The 16,286-nt window shown below is 65.7% G+C and carries 18 protein-coding genes; 9 read left to right on the top strand and 9 right to left on the bottom strand.

Annotation, left to right across the window (positions count from 1 at the left end; translation table 11 throughout):
• Positions 1–263: GTP-binding protein (locus tag WA237_RS00005; protein WP_336096203.1), on the bottom strand; the 263-nt coding region annotated here is incomplete at its 3' end.
• 126 nt (positions 264–389) lie between these two features.
• Positions 390–971, bottom strand: a complete 582-nt coding sequence (locus WA237_RS00010) for a hypothetical protein (RefSeq protein ID WP_009812414.1) — start codon at positions 969–971, stop codon at positions 390–392.
• A gap of 116 nt (positions 972–1,087) precedes the next feature.
• Here WA237_RS00010 and WA237_RS00015 point away from each other — a divergent pair, with 116 nt between their 5' ends.
• A complete protein-coding gene (locus WA237_RS00015; protein ID WP_336096204.1) occupies positions 1,088–2,440 on the top strand; it encodes a cytochrome P450 in 1,353 nt (450 codons plus the stop codon).
• A gap of 158 nt (positions 2,441–2,598) precedes the next feature.
• On the opposite strand, the gene WA237_RS00020 is transcribed toward WA237_RS00015, so the two are convergent.
• Positions 2,599–4,905: a DNA topoisomerase IV subunit A gene (locus tag WA237_RS00020; protein ID WP_009812416.1), complete on the bottom strand. Its 2,307-nt coding sequence runs from the start codon at positions 4,903–4,905 to the stop codon at positions 2,599–2,601.
• Positions 4,906–5,073: 168 nt separating this feature from the next.
• Between WA237_RS00020 and WA237_RS00025 the strand changes: the two genes are divergently transcribed.
• Together WA237_RS00025 and WA237_RS00030 are read left to right on the top strand one after the other, a co-directional pair.
• Complete coding sequence (locus WA237_RS00025) at positions 5,074–5,856, top strand: SH3 domain-containing protein (protein WP_336096205.1); 783 nt, start codon at positions 5,074–5,076, stop codon at positions 5,854–5,856.
• A gap of 50 nt (positions 5,857–5,906) precedes the next feature.
• On the top strand, positions 5,907–6,734 hold the full coding sequence (locus WA237_RS00030; protein WP_336096206.1) for an SDR family NAD(P)-dependent oxidoreductase: 828 nt from the start codon (positions 5,907–5,909) through the stop codon (positions 6,732–6,734).
• Positions 6,735–6,784: 50 nt separating this feature from the next.
• On the opposite strand, the gene WA237_RS00035 is transcribed toward WA237_RS00030, so the two are convergent.
• Complete coding sequence (locus WA237_RS00035; RefSeq protein ID WP_009812419.1) at positions 6,785–7,396, bottom strand: SOS response-associated peptidase; 612 nt, start codon at positions 7,394–7,396, stop codon at positions 6,785–6,787.
• A 137-nt stretch (positions 7,397–7,533) separates the two neighbouring features.
• On the opposite strand from WA237_RS00035, the gene WA237_RS00040 reads away from it, so the two are divergent.
• The 3 genes from WA237_RS00040 to arsC are packed head-to-tail and all read left to right on the top strand — an operon-like array spanning position 7,534 to position 9,262.
• Positions 7,534–7,869 carry a DUF952 domain-containing protein gene (locus tag WA237_RS00040; protein WP_336096208.1) on the top strand — a complete coding sequence of 112 codons (336 nt, stop codon included), beginning with the start codon at positions 7,534–7,536 and terminating at the stop codon, positions 7,867–7,869.
• Positions 7,869–8,927: a quinone-dependent dihydroorotate dehydrogenase gene (locus WA237_RS00045; RefSeq protein WP_336096209.1), complete on the top strand. Its 1,059-nt coding sequence runs from the start codon at positions 7,869–7,871 to the stop codon at positions 8,925–8,927. Before WA237_RS00040 ends, WA237_RS00045 begins: the two co-directional genes overlap by 1 nt.
• Positions 8,924–9,262: an arsenate reductase (glutaredoxin) gene (gene arsC / locus WA237_RS00050; RefSeq protein ID WP_336096210.1), complete on the top strand. Its 339-nt coding sequence runs from the start codon at positions 8,924–8,926 to the stop codon at positions 9,260–9,262. Before WA237_RS00045 ends, arsC begins: the two co-directional genes overlap by 4 nt.
• 16 nt (positions 9,263–9,278) lie before the next feature.
• On the opposite strand, the gene WA237_RS00055 is transcribed toward arsC, so the two are convergent.
• Genes WA237_RS00055 through WA237_RS00065 form a run of 3 tightly spaced genes read right to left on the bottom strand, consistent with a single transcriptional unit; the run spans position 9,279 to position 11,516 of the window.
• Positions 9,279–10,610: an MATE family efflux transporter gene (locus WA237_RS00055; protein ID WP_336096211.1), complete on the bottom strand. Its 1,332-nt coding sequence runs from the start codon at positions 10,608–10,610 to the stop codon at positions 9,279–9,281.
• The gene (locus WA237_RS00060; protein ID WP_009812424.1) at positions 10,603–11,115 is read right to left on the bottom strand and encodes a PaaI family thioesterase; all 513 of its coding nucleotides are present in this window, start codon (positions 11,113–11,115) and stop codon (positions 10,603–10,605) included. Before WA237_RS00060 ends, WA237_RS00055 begins: the two co-directional genes overlap by 8 nt.
• A complete protein-coding gene (locus WA237_RS00065; protein WP_040618244.1) occupies positions 11,112–11,516 on the bottom strand; it encodes a PaaI family thioesterase in 405 nt (134 codons plus the stop codon). The genes WA237_RS00060 and WA237_RS00065 overlap by 4 nt, the downstream gene beginning before the upstream one ends.
• Positions 11,517–11,782: 266 nt before the next feature.
• Between WA237_RS00065 and WA237_RS00070 the strand changes: the two genes are divergently transcribed.
• Positions 11,783–12,940, top strand: coding sequence for a putative manganese transporter (locus tag WA237_RS00070; RefSeq protein WP_336096212.1), 1,158 nt, complete (start codon positions 11,783–11,785; stop codon positions 12,938–12,940).
• Positions 12,941–13,066: 126 nt separating this feature from the next.
• Entirely contained in the window at positions 13,067–13,441 is a 375-nt protein-coding gene (locus WA237_RS00075; protein ID WP_009812427.1) for a MerR family transcriptional regulator, read from the top strand.
• Positions 13,442–13,479: 38 nt separating this feature from the next.
• On the opposite strand, the gene WA237_RS00080 is transcribed toward WA237_RS00075, so the two are convergent.
• Entirely contained in the window at positions 13,480–14,376 is an 897-nt protein-coding gene (locus tag WA237_RS00080) for a LysR family transcriptional regulator ArgP (protein WP_336096213.1), read from the bottom strand.
• Positions 14,377–14,479: 103 nt separating this feature from the next.
• Between WA237_RS00080 and WA237_RS00085 the strand changes: the two genes are divergently transcribed.
• Positions 14,480–15,097: a LysE/ArgO family amino acid transporter gene (locus tag WA237_RS00085; protein ID WP_336096214.1), complete on the top strand. Its 618-nt coding sequence runs from the start codon at positions 14,480–14,482 to the stop codon at positions 15,095–15,097.
• A 73-nt stretch (positions 15,098–15,170) separates the two neighbouring features.
• Here WA237_RS00085 and WA237_RS00090 read toward each other — a convergent pair whose 3' ends face one another.
• Positions 15,171–16,244 carry a PRC-barrel domain-containing protein gene (locus tag WA237_RS00090; RefSeq protein WP_336096215.1) on the bottom strand — a complete coding sequence of 358 codons (1,074 nt, stop codon included), beginning with the start codon at positions 16,242–16,244 and terminating at the stop codon, positions 15,171–15,173.
• Between the last annotated feature and the right edge of the window lie 42 nt (positions 16,245–16,286).

Consider the following 16,286-nt stretch of genomic DNA (forward strand, 5'->3'; position numbering starts at 1 on the left):
ATCATGTTCTTCACATAGTCAGCGTGGCCGGGGCAGTCGACGTGGGCGTAGTGACGGGTGTCGGTCTCGTATTCCACATGTGCGGTCGAGATGGTGATCCCGCGGGCCTTCTCTTCGGGCGCGCCGTCGATCTGGTCATACGCTTTGAAGTCGCCGAAATACTTCGTGATCGCAGCGGTCAGCGTCGTCTTGCCGTGGTCAACGTGACCAATCGTGCCGATGTTCACATGCGGTTTCGTGCGGTCAAACTTTTCCTTTGCCATATTCCGGGCGCCTTGTCAGTTGGGGGGCCATCCTGACCCAGTTACACTTTCCGCGCGGCACATATTGCGTTGCAGTCGGAAAATCAAGCGGTTCCTTGCCCTCTCGGGGCGACAGATTGCGGGGGATCAGTTTCTGCGCGGTGTCTTGGCCGCGCGGGGCGCCTCTTTGGTGCCGCCGAACCAGCCTTCTTGATGATATTGCCGTTCAAGCCAGCTCTGGATCTGCTTCGAGGCATTGAGGCTCAGGTTGCGCATCTGCCGGGCCTTGGACTGGGTCAGCCCCGAGCCGAGAAACGTGTTGCCAGACAGGGTTTCGACCACGGTGATCGTCTCTGGCTTGTCGTTGAGCTTCTTGCCCGCCGCATCGTCCCAGACCGTCACATTGAGGATCAGCGCCGATTTCGGTGAAGCGACGATCGGCACGCCCGGCACCGCCAGAACATAGCCTTCGATCGACACGCCCAGATGATAATAGGCCTCGCCATCATAGCGCTTGAACCGGTCATCCACCGCCGTTTTCACGGCCTTGATCCACTCTTCCTTGCTGGCTTCGCGCGACGCGGGCCCCTTGGTCAGGTTCGGCGCCACCACGGCATTATGCCCGAGAAGGAAATTGCCAAGCTCGGCCGGTTCCTCATGCAGATCATGGGGGTTGGTGCAGGCCCCAAGAGCCAGCAGCACAAGCAGGGGCATCACAAAACGCAGCATGGGCACATCCCAGTTAGGTTACATCGCCCCCCGATAGCCTAGCCAGCTCCGCGGCGCAACGATTTGCCCCACGCCTCTGCCGCGCTATAGTCGCCCTAGCCACGAAAGGAGCCGCCATGCCCCCTGCCCCCCCGGTACGAGTGCCCCTCGTGACGAAACCCATGGGCGTACTGGCCTCGCTGCGCTCCGTACGGCGCAATATCCTGAGCATCATTCCCGAGATCGCCACCAAACAGCCGATGGTCTCGGGCCGCACCGGCAAGCGCTGGCATATGGTGATGGACCCCGGCGCGATACGGCGTATCTTGTTGGAAGAGCTCGACAATTACCCGAAATCCCTGGTCACGAAGAACCTGCTCCGCCCGGCAGTGGGCGAGTCGCTCTTTATCGCGGAGGGCGATCATTGGCGCTGGCAGCGCCGGGCGGCGGCACCGGCGTTTTCCCATCGCAACGTGCTCAACCTCGCGCCGGTGATGAGTGGCGCGGCGGGGCGCTCGGCGGATCGCGTCGCCGCTGCACAAGGCCAAGCCCTTGATATGGCCGAAGATATGGTGCGCACCACCTTTGACGTGATCAGCGATGTGACCTTCTCGGGCGGCGATGCCTTTGACGCGGATGGGGTGCATCGCGCGATTGACGATTACATCTCGGCGGCGGGCAAGATTTCGCTCTTCGACATCCTCGGATTTCCCGATTGGGTGCCGCGTCCGGCCCGGGTCGCGGCGGGGCCCGGGATGCGCCAGATGAAGGCGCTGGCGGACCGGGCGGTGAATGACCGAAGAGCCCGCGGCCATGACGGCACGCCCGACCTCCTCGACCTGCTGCTCGCCGGGGAAGACCCTGAAACCAAACGGAAAATGAACACGGCCGAGCTGCGCGACAACCTCCTGACCTTCATCGTCGCGGGCCATGAAACCACGGCGCTGACATTGGCCTGGTCGCTCTATCTCTGCGCCTTCGACCAAGAGGTGCAGGACCGCGCCCGGGCCGAGGCCGGGGCCGTTCTGACCCAAGGCCAGCCCGCCACCGGCGAGGATGTGGCGAAGCTGCCCTTCATCCGCCAGATCGCCGACGAGGCGCTGCGGCTCTACCCGCCGGCGGGGATGATCTCGCGCACGGCGCTCAAGAAAGACCGGCTCTGCGACCGCGATATTCGCCCCGGCGACACGGTGATCATCCCGATTTATGCCTTACATCGCAATCACTTGCTCTGGGAGGACCCCGATCACTTCCGCCCCGAGAGATTTGCCGATCGCAAGGCGGTGGACCGCTATGCCTACCTGCCATTTGGCGACGGGCCGCGCATCTGCATCGGGTCGAGCTTTGCCCTGCAAGAGGCGGTGATCATCCTTGCCACGTTGCTCGCGCGCTTCCGCTTTCGCCCCGTAGCAGGCCGCGATCCCAAACCGGTGATGATCCTCACCCTGCGCCCCGAAGGCGGGGTCTGGCTCACCGCCGAAGAGCTCTGAAACGGCACGTCGGTAACACGTCGGTATTGCGACAGCAAAACGACAGTGGTGATTTCGACCCCTCTCGACCATGAAAAAACCCGGCCGCGATGCGCTGCGGCCGGGTCTCTTTCTGGTGTCAAATACCCCTGCCCGACAGGGGCCAAGGCCGCGCCCGTTCAGGTAAAGCGGTTGTCGCGTGGGAAGCCGCGTGGCGCCATGCGCCCGGTCCCGGCCCGTTTGCCAAGCCATTCGCCGAGATCCGTCTCGGTCCGGGTGCGCCCGGCCGGGTCGAGCCAGCTCAGCCCTTCGGCCAGCGTAAAGGTCGTGGCATCCGAGAGCCCGCCATCCTTGTACTTTTGCAACCGCACGCCCTTGCCGCGGCCCATCTCGGGCAGCTCGTCGAGCGGGAAGACCAGAACCTTGCGATTCTCGCCCACCACGGCCACGTGATCGCCGCTCACCGGCTTGCAGACCCGCGCCCGCGTGTCGCCGCGCACATTGAGCACCTGCTTGCCGGTCCGGGTCTGTGCCAAAAGCTCTTCTTCCGGCACCACGAACCCATCGCCCGCCGAGGACGCCAAGAGCATCTTGCCGCCGGGCTTGTGAATGAAGATGTCGATGATCTCGGCCTCGTTGGGCAGATCGACCATCAGGCGCAAGGGCTCGCCCATGCCACGCCCGCCGGGCAGGTTCGCCGCCGAGATCGTGTAGAACCGTCCGGTCGAGGCAAAGACCAAGAGCCGGTCGGTGGTCTCGGCATGGAACATAAAGCTCGGCCCGTCGCCATCCTTGAACTTGAGCTCGCGGCCAAGGTCGATATGGCCGGTCATGGCGCGGATCCAGCCCATCTGGCTACAGACCACGGTGATCGGCTCGCGCTCGATCATCGCCTCGATCGGCACCTCTTCGACCTCGCCCGCCTCGGCAAATGTGGTGCGTCGGGCGCCCCCTTCATAGTCCTTGCCGAAGGTCTTCTTGGCCTCGCGCAGCTGATCCGAGATCGCCGCCCATTGCAGATCCTCGCTCTCGAGCAGATCCTCGAGCCCGGCGCGTTCCTCCATCAGCGCGTCGCGCTCTTTCACCAGCGCCATCTCTTCGAGGCGCCGCAAGGCGCGCAGCCGCATGTTGAGGACCGCCTCGGCCTGCACCTCGGTCAGCCCATCCGGGGCCCCCGGCGCGGGCGGCACGTAATCGGCCTCGTCCATCGCACGGACAAAGTCGCGGCCCCAATCCTCGCGCATCAACGCGGCCTTGGGGTCTTCGTCATAGCGGATGATGTCGATCACCCGATCGAGATTGAGGAAGGCCACGATCAGCCCCTCGAGCACCTCGAGCCGGTGGTCGATCTTCTCCATCCGGTGCACCGAGCGGCGCTGCAGCACCTCGCGGCGGAAATCGAGAAAGGCGCGCAGCACTTCCTTCATCGAGCAGACCTTGGGCGTGACCCCGTCGATCAGCACGTTCATGTTGAGCGAGAACCGCACCTCGAGATCGGTGCTGCGGTAGAGCATCCCCATCAGCACCTCGGGATCGACATTCTTCGAGCGCGGCTCGAGAATGACGCGGATGTCATCGGCGCTCTCGTCGCGGACATCGGCGAGGATCGGCACTTTCTTGGTCTGGATGACCTCGGCCAGCTTTTCGATGAGCTTGGATTTCTGCACCTGATAGGGGATTTCGGTGACGACGATCTGCCACTGCCCCCGCCCCAGATCCTCGACCTCGTAGCGGCAGCGCAGGCGGAACGCCCCGCGCCCGGTGCGATAGGCCTCGGCGATGTTCTCGCGCGGCTCGACGATGATGCCGCCGGTCGGGAAATCCGGCCCCGGCACATAGTTGAGCAGCGTGTCGTCGCGCGCATCCGGCACCTTGATCAGATGCAGGCAGGCATCGACCAGTTCGGGGATGTTATGCGGCGGGATATTGGTCGCCATGCCGACCGCGATGCCGCTCGACCCGTTGGCGAGAAGGTTCGGGAAGGAGGCGGGCAGCACCACCGGTTCGGTGAGCGTGCCGTCGTAATTGTCGCGGAAATCAACGGCGTTCTCGGCCAGCCCCTCGAGCATGGCCTCGGCCACCGCCGTCATCCGCGCCTCGGTGTAGCGGCTGGCGGCGGGGTTGTCGCCGTCGATATTGCCGAAGTTCCCCTGCCCGTCGACGAGCGGGTAGCGCACCGCGAAATCCTGCGCCAGACGCGCCATCGCGTCATAGATCGCGGCATCGCCATGGGGGTGGTAATTGCCCATCACGTCGCCGGAAATCTTGGCCGACTTTCGGAAGCCCCCGGTGGAACCTAATCGCAGCTCGCGCATTGCATATATGATCCGGCGGTGAACGGGTTTGAGCCCGTCCCGCGCATCCGGCAAGGCCCGATGCATGATCGTCGAGAGCGCATAGGTGAGGTAACGCTCGCCAATGGCGCGGCGCAACGGTTCGGCCACCGCCTGGGGGGCCTGATCGGGATCGTCGAGAAGGTCGTTCATGGCGATTGTGATACTCGGGCGTCGGGGAACGGTAAAGCGGCTTTACAGGCCGCACCGGGGAAACTTTCTGGGCTTTCCCACAAAAGCTACACGAGAATCGTGTATACTGTGGGGGCTGCTACTCGGGTAACGAGAAAAATGATTGGGGGAACTATGTGGCGCTTTATCTTGATAACATTTGGATTTCTAGGCTTCGCCTTTTACGAGCTGAGCGGAGGGGCCGATTATGCGCCCAGTGACGATTCCCTGCAGGCGCATATGCAGCGCGACCGGGCCGAACGCCAGGTTGCCGCTGCCAGTGCCACGCCCGCTGAAACACCCGTTTCCTCCGCTGCCAAACCGGCCCAAGCCTCGCCGCAGGTGACGCTCGCCACGGTCAAGGCCGAGACGCTGAGCGCGACCTCGGGTCAGGACGCGGCCATCGATCTGGCGCTGGCCAAGGCGTTGCAGGACAGCAAGGGCACGCCCCCCTCTGCTGAGGCCACCGAAGCCAAGGTCACCACCGCCGCGCAGACCGTGATCGGTCTTGGCGAGCTGACCGGGCGCACCGGCAATGGCAACGGCGTGAACCTCGTGCTGGCCTCGGCTGGCAGCGCGGACGCCTCGGGCATGGGCGCGCTGGGCCAAGGGCTTGAATATGTGCAAGTGGCCGCGGCCGACAGCCGCAATGTGGCGGGTGCGGGTCAAGCCGCCAGCGCGTCTGAGGCCAAGCCCGAAGAGACTTTCGTCGTGCTTTCCACCGATCGCGCCCCCGATATGCGCGAAGTGACCGGCAATGTGGTCAATATGCGCTCGGGTCCGGGCACGAAATATGGCCGTCTCGATCAACTCAACCGTGGCGCCAAGGTCGAAGTGCTCGAAGATATGGGCAATGGCTGGCTGCGGCTCCGGGTCGAGGAAACCGGTCGGGTGGGGTATATGGCGGCACGGCTCGTCTCTGACGCGGGCTAAGACGCACGCAGCCCATTGCACAAGGGCCGCATCCGGGTCAGGGTGCGGCCATGAGCCAAAAAACCATTCTGATCACCGGATGCTCGTCGGGCATCGGATATGACGCCGCCCTCGGTCTGCGCGACCGAGGCTGGCGCGTGTTTGCCGCCTGTCGGCGCGAAGAAGACTGCGCCCGCCTGCGCGAGCTGGGCTTTGACGCGCCGCGCATCGACTATCAGGACGGCGCCTCCATAGATGCCGGGCTGGCCGAGGTGCTGAAGGCCACCGGCGGCACGCTGGACGCGCTCTTCAACAATGGCGCCTTCGCCTCACCGGGTCTTGTCGAAGACATGCCGACCGATGGGCTGCGGGCCATTTTCGAGGCGAATTTCTTTGGCTGGCACCATTTGATCCGGGCGGTGATCCCGGTGATGCGCGCCCAGGGCCATGGCCGCATCGTGCAATGTTCCTCGGTGCTGGGTCTGGTGACCCTGCCCTGGCGCGGCGCGTATAATTCCACGAAATTCGCCCTCGAAGGCATGACTGACACGCTGCGCATCGAGATGCGCGGCACCGGCATTCATGTGAGCCTGATCGAGCCGGGCCCGGTCACCTCGAAAATCCGCGAAAACGCCATCCCCCATTTCGAACGCTGGATCGATTGGGAAAACGCGCCGCGCGCCGAGGATTATGCCAAGCTGCGCCACCGGCTCTATCAGAGCTCGGGGCCCGATGCGTTCGAACTGCCGCCCTCGGCGGTGACCCGCAAGCTCGCCCATGCGGTCGAGCATCCGCGGCCGCGGCCGCGCTATTATGTGACCACCCCGACCTATCTCATGGGCGGGCTGAAACGCGTGCTGCCGACGCGTTGGCTCGACGCCATTCTGGCCCGCGCCTGACGCCCGACTTCTTCTGGCCTTAAATATCCTCGCCGAAGGCGAACGCGCGCTCAGACAAGATCGGTTTTCTCGGCTCTCAGCAGCGCCTCGGGGGCCGGGCGCATCAACCGGGCCGCGCCATGCCCCGCCTCGCCGAGCCAGAGCGGCCAATCCTCCTCGGCCAGCACCACCGGCATCCGGTGATGGATCGGCGCGAGGGTCTCATTGGCGGCGCAGGTGACGATGGCGCAGGTGGCCTGCCGCGCTTCAGCCTCACCCCAGTCCTGCCAAAGCCCGGCCAGCGCCAGCGGGGTGTCATCCGGGGCGGCGATCTTCCACGGCTGTTTCGCCCCCTTCTCGCCGGTCCATTCGTAGAACCAGCTCGCCGGGATGAGACAGCGCCGGGCGCGGGCGGCGGCGCGAAAGGCGGGTTTTTCGGCCAGGGTTTCGGCCCGCGCGTTGATCAGCAGCGGGCCGTCATTCAGCGCCCGCGCCCAATGCGGCACGAAGCCCCAGCGCATCTGGCAGAGCTGCCGTCCCGTCTCGCCCTGCCGCACCACATGCACGGGATCTGTGGGGCGGATGTTGAGATTGGGCACCGGCGGCAGATCATTGGCAGGCTGCGCCCGAAAGAGCCGCGCCATGGCATCGTCTGGCAAGGTGATGGCAAACCGTCCGCACATGGGCAGAAGATGGCGCGGGGCCGCGCCGCTGACAAGGGGGCGCTGCCCCCGGCCTGCGGCCTCCCCCGGGATATTTGACGCCAGAAGACGCGCGCGCCGCTTGACGCCGCTCGGAGGGCGCTGCAAACACTCGGGCCATGATCATACTCAAGATATTTCGCGCCGAGGAATGGGCGGCGCTGCGCGAGACCGGCGAGAGCCGGGGCGCGCCTGTCGATCTGGCCGATGGCTATATCCATTTTTCCACGCCCGAGCAGGCGCCCGAGACGGCGGCCAAGCATTTCAAAGGCGAAAAGGGCCTGATGCTGGTGGCGGTCGAGACCGACCGGCTGGGCGATGCGCTCAAATGGGAAGTGTCGCGGGGCGGGGCGGAGTTTCCGCATCTCTACCGGGAGCTGCGGCTCAGCGACGTAACCTGGGCGCAGCCGCTGCCCTTGGAGAATGGCACGCATCACTTTCCGGCGGGGCTCTGATGAACAGATTGGAAGAACTGGGCCTCAAGGCGCTTCACAAGTTTGATCCCGAACGCGCCCACGGGCTGGCGATCAAGGCATTGACCAGCGGGCTTGTGCCGCTGTCTGGCCCGGTGACATCACCGCGGCTGCGCACCGAGCTGGCGGGGCTCGACCTGCCCAATCCGGTGGGGCTTGCCGCCGGGTTTGACAAGAATGCCGAGGCGCTCGGGCCGCTGTCGCGGGCCGGGTTCGGATTTATCGAGGTGGGGGCGGTGACGCCGCGCGCCCAGCCCGGCAACCCGCAGCCGCGGCTCTTCCGGCTCACCGAGGATCGGGCGGTGATCAACCGGTTCGGGTTCAACAACAAGGGGATGAAAGCGGCGGCGGCGCGGCTCGCCCGGCGGCCCAAGGACGCGGTGATCGGGCTCAACCTCGGGGCCAACAAGGACAGCGCCGACCGGGCCGATGATTTCGCGCAGGTGCTGCGACGCTGTGGCGTGCATCTCGACTTTGCCACGGTCAACGTGTCCTCGCCCAATACCGAGAAGCTGCGCGATCTGCAGGGGGCCGAGGCGCTGGCGCGGCTGCTGGCCGGGGTGATGGAGGCGCGCGATAGTCTCGGGCGGGCGTTGCCCGTCTTCCTCAAGATCGCGCCGGATCTGAGCGATGGCGAGCTCACGGAGCTGGCCGAGGTGGCGCAGGCGGGCGGCGTGGCCGCGATCATCGCCACCAACACGACGCTCGGGCGGGATGGCCTCAAGAGCGCGCATCGCGACGAGGCGGGCGGGCTCTCGGGCGCGCCCCTCTTTGAGAAATCGACACGGGTCTTGGCGCGGCTGTCGCAACTGACCGAGGGCAAGATGCCGCTTGTCGGGGTGGGCGGGATCAGCTCGGCCGAGGAGGCCTATGCCAAGATCCGCGCCGGGGCGAGCGCCGTGCAGCTCTATTCGGCGCTGGTCTATGAGGGGCTGAGCCTCGCTGGGCGCGTGGCGCAGGGGCTCGACGATCTTCTGGCGAAGGACGGGTTTGCCCATGTGGCGGATGCGGTCGGCACCGGGCGGGAGGCCTGGCTATGAGCACGCTCTGGCACAATCCGCGCTGTTCCAAATCACGGCAGGCGCTGGCGCTCTTGGAAGAGCGCGGCGCGGCGGTGGCGATCCGCCGCTATCTCGACGACGCGCCGAGCGAGGCCGAACTGCGGGCGGTGGCCGCGGCGCTGGGCCTGGGCCCGCGCGACATGATCCGGCGCGGCGAGGCGGCGTATCGCGAGCTGGGCCTCAAGGACGCCAGCGAGGACGCGCTCTTTGCCGCCATGGCGGCGCACCCCAAGCTCATCGAGCGGCCGGTGTTCCTCAAGGATGGGCGCGCGGCACTGGGCCGTCCGCCTGAGCGGGTGCTCGATATCCTCTAGCCTTGGCGGGCGCGGACTAGGCCTGTGCCGCGCGTTCGAGCGCCGGGTAGCGCATCCCGAGGGTCACGCCCCGGGCGACAAAGCTCACCAATAGCGCGAGCCACAGCCCGTGATTGCCAAGCCAGGGCACGAGGATCAGCGCCGCCACGATATAGGCGGCGAGACTCAGCACCATCATGTTGCGCATGTCCCCGCTGCGCGTGGCGCCGATGAAGATCCCGTCGAGCATCCACGCCCCCACCCCGAGCACCGGGGCCGCCACCATATAGGGCAGGTAATCGCGCGCCGCCTCGCGCACCAAGGGCGCGGTGGTCATCACATCGATGAGCAGCCCGCCCGCCAGCGCAAAGGCCGCCGCCAGCACCACATTCGTGCCGAGCGCCCAATGGGTTGCCAGAAGCGCGCCGCGCCGCAGCCGGGTGACGCTCCGCGCGCCCATCGCCTGCCCGACCAGCGCCTCGGCGGTAAAGGCGAACCCGTCCATCGCATAGGCGGTGATGTTGAGGAATTGCAAAAGCACCTGATTGGCGGCGAGCGTCACATCGTCGAACCGGCCGCCGAGCAGCAGGAAGGAGACGAAGATCACCTCGAGCATGAGCGAGCGCAGCAGGATGTCGAAATTCACCTGCGCCATGTTGCGCAGCGCCACCGCGTCAAAGACCCGCGTCCAGTCGCGCCAGGCTGGCACCCGGAACGCATCGCGGCAGAGCCAGAAGCCGAGCGCCAGCCCGCTCCATTCCGCGAGGAAGGTGGCAAAGGCCACGCCTTCGACGCCCCAGCCGAGACCGAGCACGAACCACAGGTCGAGCACGATGTTGAGCCCGTTCATCCAGATTTGCAGCACCAGAACCGCGCGCGTTCTCTCGAGCGCCACCAGCCAGCCGGTGATGCCATAGAGCGCGATGACGGCGGGGGCGCTCCAGATGCGGATCTGCATATAGGCGCGGGCCATGCTCTCGACCTCGGCGCTGGCGGGCGAGACCATGAACGCCCCGGCAAAGATCCAGATCTGCAGCGCCACGAGGCAGATGCCGGCGCTGAGCCCGATCATCAGTGCCCGGGTCAAGAGCGCCGCCACCTCGCCGGTGCGGCCGGCGCCATGGGCCTGGCTGGTGAGCCCGGTGGTTCCCATCCGCAGAAAGCCGAAGATCCAGTAGATCGCGGTGAGCACGATCGCCCCCACGCCCACCGCGCCGATCGGCACCGGATCGCCCAATTGGCCGACCACGCCGGTGTCGACCGCGCCGAGGATCGGCACGGTGGCATTGCTGAGCACGATGGGAAAGGCGATGCGGAACACCCGGCCATGGGTGATGTGCCGCTCCGGCTCGGGGATGGCCCTAGCCATCTTTGCGGGGCATCACGAAATGGCCTTGGGCCTGGGCAAAGGGGCGGTCGCGATTGTCTTGCCATGCCTCGACATGGACCGAGCCATAGCGCCGCCCGGCCCGGGTCACCCGCGCCCGCGCATAGGCGTCGCGCGGCAGGCCCGAGCGCAGGTAATCGACAGTGAAATCGACGGTGCGCGGCAGCCGGGGCATCTGGCCGCCGGCGAGCGCCTCGGCGTCAAACGCGCCGCTTTCGATCTCGGACCACAGGAGGTTCCAGCTCAGCCCGATGATCGCGGTGACCTCGAGAAAGGCCGCGGTCGCGCCGCCATGCAGGGCGGGCAGGATCGGGTTGCCGATGAGCTTCTCGTCAAAGGGCATGATCGCGGTGAGCTCGTCGCCACGGCGGTCGAACTGAATGCCGAGGAAACGGATATAGGGCACGCCATCGACCAGCGCGGTGAGCGCGGCGTCGCGGCGTTGTTTGACCACCTGGACGGGATCGGGGCGGGCGCGCGGGCTCATCTGCGGTCCTCCACGGTGAAAGTGCCGGTGGCGGTGGCCACCGGGCGCGTTTCGTCGCCATCCGAGGCGATGGCGCGGACAAAGGCCACCGAGCGGGTGATGTGATGGCATTCGGCGCGCACCCGGATTGTGGCGCGCGGCGTGGCCGGGCGCATATAGTCGATGCGCAGCCCGATGGTGGCGGTCACCCCCTTGAGCTGCGGATGGCTCATCGCCGCCGCGCCACAGCAGGTGTCCATCAGCGCGCTCACCGCGCCGCCGTGGATCACCCCGGTTTCCGGGTCGCCCACCAGATCCTCGCGCCAGGGCATCGACATCACCGCCACCCCGTCGCCCATCTCTTCGGGCTCCATCCCGAGCGCCACGGCATGGGGCAGCGCCTCGAAGAAGCGGCGCGCCATGCCGAGCCGCTCGCCCGGCGGCACATCGCCGCCTTGCAGCGGGTTGAAGGTGGGGTCTGGTCTGTCGTTGCTCATCGCGCGGCCTCGGGCTCGGATCGGTCGGATTCTGCTCTCTTGCCAAAACTTTAGGCGCTTCCGCCAGCCCCCGCCAGCCGAAAGCGGGTTTTCGCCCTGCCCCCAACTCCTGCCTGGCGACAACACTTGACAGTTGAGGAAACACTGCTAACTGTTGCAATTGAGAATAATTCGCAATTGCAGGAAACATGATGACCCCGCCCGCAGACAGCACCATGGCCTATGACACCACGCCCGCCCCTCTTGTGGCGCGGCTGGGCGCGTTCCGGCCCAAACGACTGATCATCGCGATGGCCTTTCTGGCGCTGGCGCTCTGGCCCGGCGAGCTTGGCGAGGTCACCCGTGGGCTGATGGTCGATGCCTATGTGCAGGTCTCGGTCTTTGTCGCCGCAACATTGATGCTGTTTTACGGGGCCGAGCGGCTTTTCCGGTTCAACATCGGCACGGCGCTCAGCCGCGCCAAGGGCTGGCAGGTGCCGATTGCGGCGCTGATGGGGGCGACGCCGGGCTGTGGCGGCGCGGTGGTCGTGGTGGCCGCCTATTCCTCGGGCCATGTGGGCTTTGGCGCGGTGGTGGCGACGCTCACCGCGACCATGGGCGACGCGGCCTTTCTGCTCATCGCGACGCGGCCCGAAGCGGCGCTGGTGGTGCTGCCCCTGTCCTTTGTGGTGGGCATCCTGTCGGGCTGGCTCGTCGATCGGTTCAACCGGGTCGAGCTGCATTCCAGCGCACGCCAGCATTGCGAGATCGCGCCGCGCCTCGGCAACACCCGGGCCCGCGACTGGGCCTATCTGGCGCTGGCCCTGCCCGGTCTGGTGATCGGGGTCAGCCAACTCGCCATGTATGACATCGACGCGCTCTATGGGCCGCTGCCGCTGATCCTCGGGCTTGCCGGCACGGCGCTTGGCCTGGCCATCTGGGCCAGCTCGCCCTTGCAGGCGATGACCAATCCGGAAGACGGCCCGCTGACCCGGATGGCCGAAGAGACGAGTTTCATCTCGGTCTGGGTGATCGGCGCCTATCTCGCCTACGACTACATCGTGATGTTCACCGGGCTCGACCTTGAACAGCTCTTTGCGACCGTGGCCCCCGTGCTGCCGCTGGTGGCGGTGCTGATCGGCTTTGTCCCCGGTTGTGGGCCGCAGGTTCTGGTGGCGACGCTCTATATCAACGGGGTCATTCCCTTCTCGTCGCTGATCGCCAACGCGATCTCGAACGATGGCGATGCGCTCTTTCCGGCGATTGCGCTCAACCCCAAGGCGGCGGTGCTCGCCACGGCCTATTCGGCGGTGCCGGCGCTCATCGTGGGCTATGGGTTCTACCTGCTGGCACCCGGCTTTATGAACTAGGCGGTGCCGCAACCTTCCCCTGCTGTAAGGTTTCGCCCCCCGGTCACACGGGGGGCTTTATTCCGCGACGCAAATCGTGCAGGCTGGCCCTACCGGAGCGTTAACAGAGGTAGACCCGAGCCTTCCATGAGCGACACCCGCCTGACCCTCAAAGAAATGTGCGCCAAGTTCGACGCAACGCCGCGCACCCTGCGTTATTATGAGTATATCGAGCTGTTGCAGCCCGAGCGGGAGGGCCGCACCCGATATTACGGGCCGCGCGAATGCGCCCGGATGACGCTCATCCTGCGCGGGCGGAAATGGGGGTTTTCGCTCGAAGAGATCCGGCAATGGCTGTTGATCTACGAGGATGAGGGCAATGAGGCGCAGATGCGCAGCATGATCGAGCTGGCCGACCGGCAATTGGCCGATCTGGCCGAGCAGCAAAAGCAGCTCAAGGAAGCGGTGAGCGAGCTGCAGGAGCTGCGCGACAAGGTGGCGGCGGATCTGTCGAAGGGCTGAGCCCCCTCCCCCAAACGCGCCCCGAGCCCATCCCGCACCTAGCCCATGCTCGCCCGTGCCGCCTCTGTCATGGCGCGGCTGAGCGGGGCGAGCTCTTCCGCCGCGAGCCGGTTCACCTGCCAGTAAAGCGGCCGTTCCATCACCGCGCCGGGGATGAGTTCCACGAGACGCCCCGCCGCCAGATGATCCGCCACCATCGGCGCCGGGTTGAGCGCCCAGCCCATCCCCATCACACAGGCTTCGACAAAGCTCTGCGACGAGGGCAGGAAATGGGTGGGATAGCTGAGGCTATGGCCAAATTCTGCGCGCAGCCAATCCTGTTGCAGCCCGTCCTTCTGGCTAAAGGTCAGGCCGGGGGCGCGGGCCATGGCCGCCTCGGTCACGCCTTGGGGGAAGTATCTGCGCAGGAACTCGGGGCTCGCCGTGGCGTGGTAGCGCATCGCGCCGAGCGGCGTCACCTCGCAGCCCTGCACCGGGCGCTGCGTCGCGGTCACCGCGGCGAGCACCCGGCCCGCGCGCAGCGCCTGCGCCGTCTCGGTCTCATCCTCGACGGTGAGATGAATGAGATAGCCTTCGCTTTGCGAAAATGGCGCCAGCGCCGCCAGCGCCCAGGTGGCGAGACTGTCGGCATTGACCGCGAGGCTGAGCGTCACCGGTGCCGCCCCGATGCCCGCCCCTGCGCCGCCGGGCAATTCGCGAAAGAGCGTGCGCTCCATCAACCCGACCCGTTCCATATGACGGCAGAGCGCCGCGCCTTGCGGCGTGGCCCGACAGGGCGAACCGCGCTCGATCAGCACCGCGCCGAGCCGTTCCTCGATCTGGCGCACCCGCTGGGACACGGCCGAGGCCGTCACCCCGAGCGCGGCGGCGGCCCCGTCGAAACTGCCGGTCTGGGCGACAAGCGCCACGGCGCGGGCGGCGGGATAATCGATCATGATATTAAGCCTAGCTAATGCAAACTTAGATTGTTTAATTTGTTTAACCCAGCGCCCTGCGTTAGGCCAGCCCCGGTAACCAGGACGGCAAAAGGTGTTGGCGATGGATTTTTCGGTATTTCTCACAGGGCTTGGCATGGGGCTCGGCCTCATCCTCGCCATCGGGGCGCAGAACGCCTTTGTCCTCAAACAGGGGCTGCGGGGGGCGCATGTGCTGCCGGTGGTGCTGGCCTGTGCGATCTCGGACGCGGCGCTCATCCTGTTGGGCGTGACGAGCTTTGCCAGCATCTCGCGGCTCTTGCCCTGGCTCGATCCGGTGATGCGTTTGGGCGGCGCGGCATTTCTCGTCTGGTACGGGGCGCGCAGTGCGCATTCGGCGCTGCGCTCGACCGAGGCGCTGGAGACCAGCGCGCTGCGCGACGCCCCGCCCGAGCCGCTCTGGCCGGTGCTGCTCACCTGTCTGGCGCTGACCTGGCTCAACCCGCATGTCTATCTCGATACGGTGGTGCTCTTGGGCTCGATCTCGACCCAGTTCGACGGCCAGCAGACGAGCTTTGCGGCGGGGGCGATTGCCGGGTCCTTCCTGTTCTTCTTCAGCTTGGGCTATGGCGCGGCGCTGTTGCGGCCGGTCTTTGCCAGCCCGGCGTCGTGGCGCATTCTCGAAGGGGCGGTGGCGCTCACCATGTGGGGGATTGCGGCCAAGTTGATCTTTGGCAGCTAAGCCCCGCCCCGGACACAAAAAAGGCGGCCGCTGATGCGGCCGCCGAAACTTGTTACACAACGGTCAGGCAGGATTAGCCGTCATATTCGGGCTGTTGTTCCAGCTCTTCCTCGGTGGCGTTGATGTAGACGCGCACGTTGCCGTTTTCATCGTTGAGCACTTGCAGTTCCTCGAAGGACACGGCGATCTCTTTTTCGCCAATGCCGAGGAAGCCGCCGACGTCGATGATGGCATGCTCGACTTCACCGCTGTCGGTGAGGATCAGGTTGCCGATCTCGCCAACATCTTCGTCATTGGTGCCGTAGACACGCTCGCCCACCAGGGTATCGGTCGAGATTTTAGTGAAGTCGGTGACTTCATTATAGCCTTCGAGCTGCATCTGCGGACGCTCGAGCGGGGTGCGCTCGGTGCCGGCTTCTGCCATCTCGGCGGTCTCGGCATCGGCCTTGGCTTCGCCTTCGGCCATCTCGGTGGTGGCCGCTTCTGCGGTTGCGTCGACCTCTGCGTTGGTCTCGGCAGTCGCCATCGTGTCGGCATTCGCATCAGCGTTGGCGTCCGCATTGGCTTCGGCGTTCTCTGCGTTCGCGTCAGCATCAACCTGAGCGGTCAGGTCGGTGTTGGCAGCGTCGCCCTCGGCCTGAGCCTGGGTGTCAGCATTGGCTGCGACCTCTTCGGACATCGGGCCTTCTTCGGGGTTGGCAGCGGCCAGGGTACGGCGGCCTTCACGCTCCACATTGGGAGCCGATTCAAGCTCTTCCGGGGCGATGTTCACGACAAGGAAGCGCTCGCCGCTGTCGCCGTCCTCATGCAGCACCTTGATGCTGTCCATGTTGATGGCCACGTCTTTTTCACCAATGCCGAGGAAGCCGCCGACGCCGATGATGGCCACTTCGACTTCGCCGTTGGTGTTGACGATCAGGTCGTTGACTTCACCGATGTCATCCCATTCCTGGGTGGCGTCGGCGTTGATTTTCGCTTCGTTTTCAAATTCTTGCTCGGCGCGATAGACACGCATACCGATCAGGTTCGATGCGTAGAAATCCTGCTCGGCATTGAATTCATAGCTGGTGGCCTGGCCTGCGTCCTGGGCATAGGCGCCAGTGCTGAGCACGAGGGCGGTTGCAGCAGTTGTCAGAAGACGTTTCATGTTTTCCTCCGATAGTCGGGTTGAATTGCTTCGTGGTGGATC

Source organism: Roseovarius sp. CH_XMU1461 (genome assembly GCF_037027165.1).
Lineage (GTDB): Bacteria > Pseudomonadota > Alphaproteobacteria > Rhodobacterales > Rhodobacteraceae > Roseovarius > Roseovarius nubinhibens.

Coding starts and splice junctions, on each gene's coding strand:
- WA237_RS00020 (WP_009812416.1), bottom strand. CDS start 4,905: ATGAACGACCTTCTCGACGATCCCGATCAGGCCCCCCAGGCGGTGGCC.
- WA237_RS00035 (WP_009812419.1), bottom strand. CDS start 7,396: ATGTGCGGACGGTTTGCCATCACCTTGCCAGACGATGCCATGGCGCGG.
- arsC (WP_336096210.1), top strand. CDS start 8,924: ATGAGCACGCTCTGGCACAATCCGCGCTGTTCCAAATCACGGCAGGCG.
- WA237_RS00090 (WP_336096215.1), bottom strand. CDS start 16,244: ATGAAACGTCTTCTGACAACTGCTGCAACCGCCCTCGTGCTCAGCACT.
- WA237_RS00055 (WP_336096211.1), bottom strand. CDS start 10,610: ATGGCTAGGGCCATCCCCGAGCCGGAGCGGCACATCACCCATGGCCGG.
- WA237_RS00080 (WP_336096213.1), bottom strand. CDS start 14,376: ATGATCGATTATCCCGCCGCCCGCGCCGTGGCGCTTGTCGCCCAGACC.
- WA237_RS00030 (WP_336096206.1), top strand. CDS start 5,907: ATGAGCCAAAAAACCATTCTGATCACCGGATGCTCGTCGGGCATCGGA.
- WA237_RS00015 (WP_336096204.1), top strand. CDS start 1,088: ATGCCCCCTGCCCCCCCGGTACGAGTGCCCCTCGTGACGAAACCCATG.
- WA237_RS00085 (WP_336096214.1), top strand. CDS start 14,480: ATGGATTTTTCGGTATTTCTCACAGGGCTTGGCATGGGGCTCGGCCTC.
- WA237_RS00040 (WP_336096208.1), top strand. CDS start 7,534: ATGATCATACTCAAGATATTTCGCGCCGAGGAATGGGCGGCGCTGCGC.
- WA237_RS00060 (WP_009812424.1), bottom strand. CDS start 11,115: ATGAGCCCGCGCGCCCGCCCCGATCCCGTCCAGGTGGTCAAACAACGC.
- WA237_RS00010 (WP_009812414.1), bottom strand. CDS start 971: ATGCTGCGTTTTGTGATGCCCCTGCTTGTGCTGCTGGCTCTTGGGGCC.
- WA237_RS00065 (WP_040618244.1), bottom strand. CDS start 11,516: ATGGCGCGCCGCTTCTTCGAGGCGCTGCCCCATGCCGTGGCGCTCGGG.
- WA237_RS00075 (WP_009812427.1), top strand. CDS start 13,067: ATGAGCGACACCCGCCTGACCCTCAAAGAAATGTGCGCCAAGTTCGAC.
- WA237_RS00045 (WP_336096209.1), top strand. CDS start 7,869: ATGAACAGATTGGAAGAACTGGGCCTCAAGGCGCTTCACAAGTTTGAT.
- WA237_RS00070 (WP_336096212.1), top strand. CDS start 11,783: ATGACCCCGCCCGCAGACAGCACCATGGCCTATGACACCACGCCCGCC.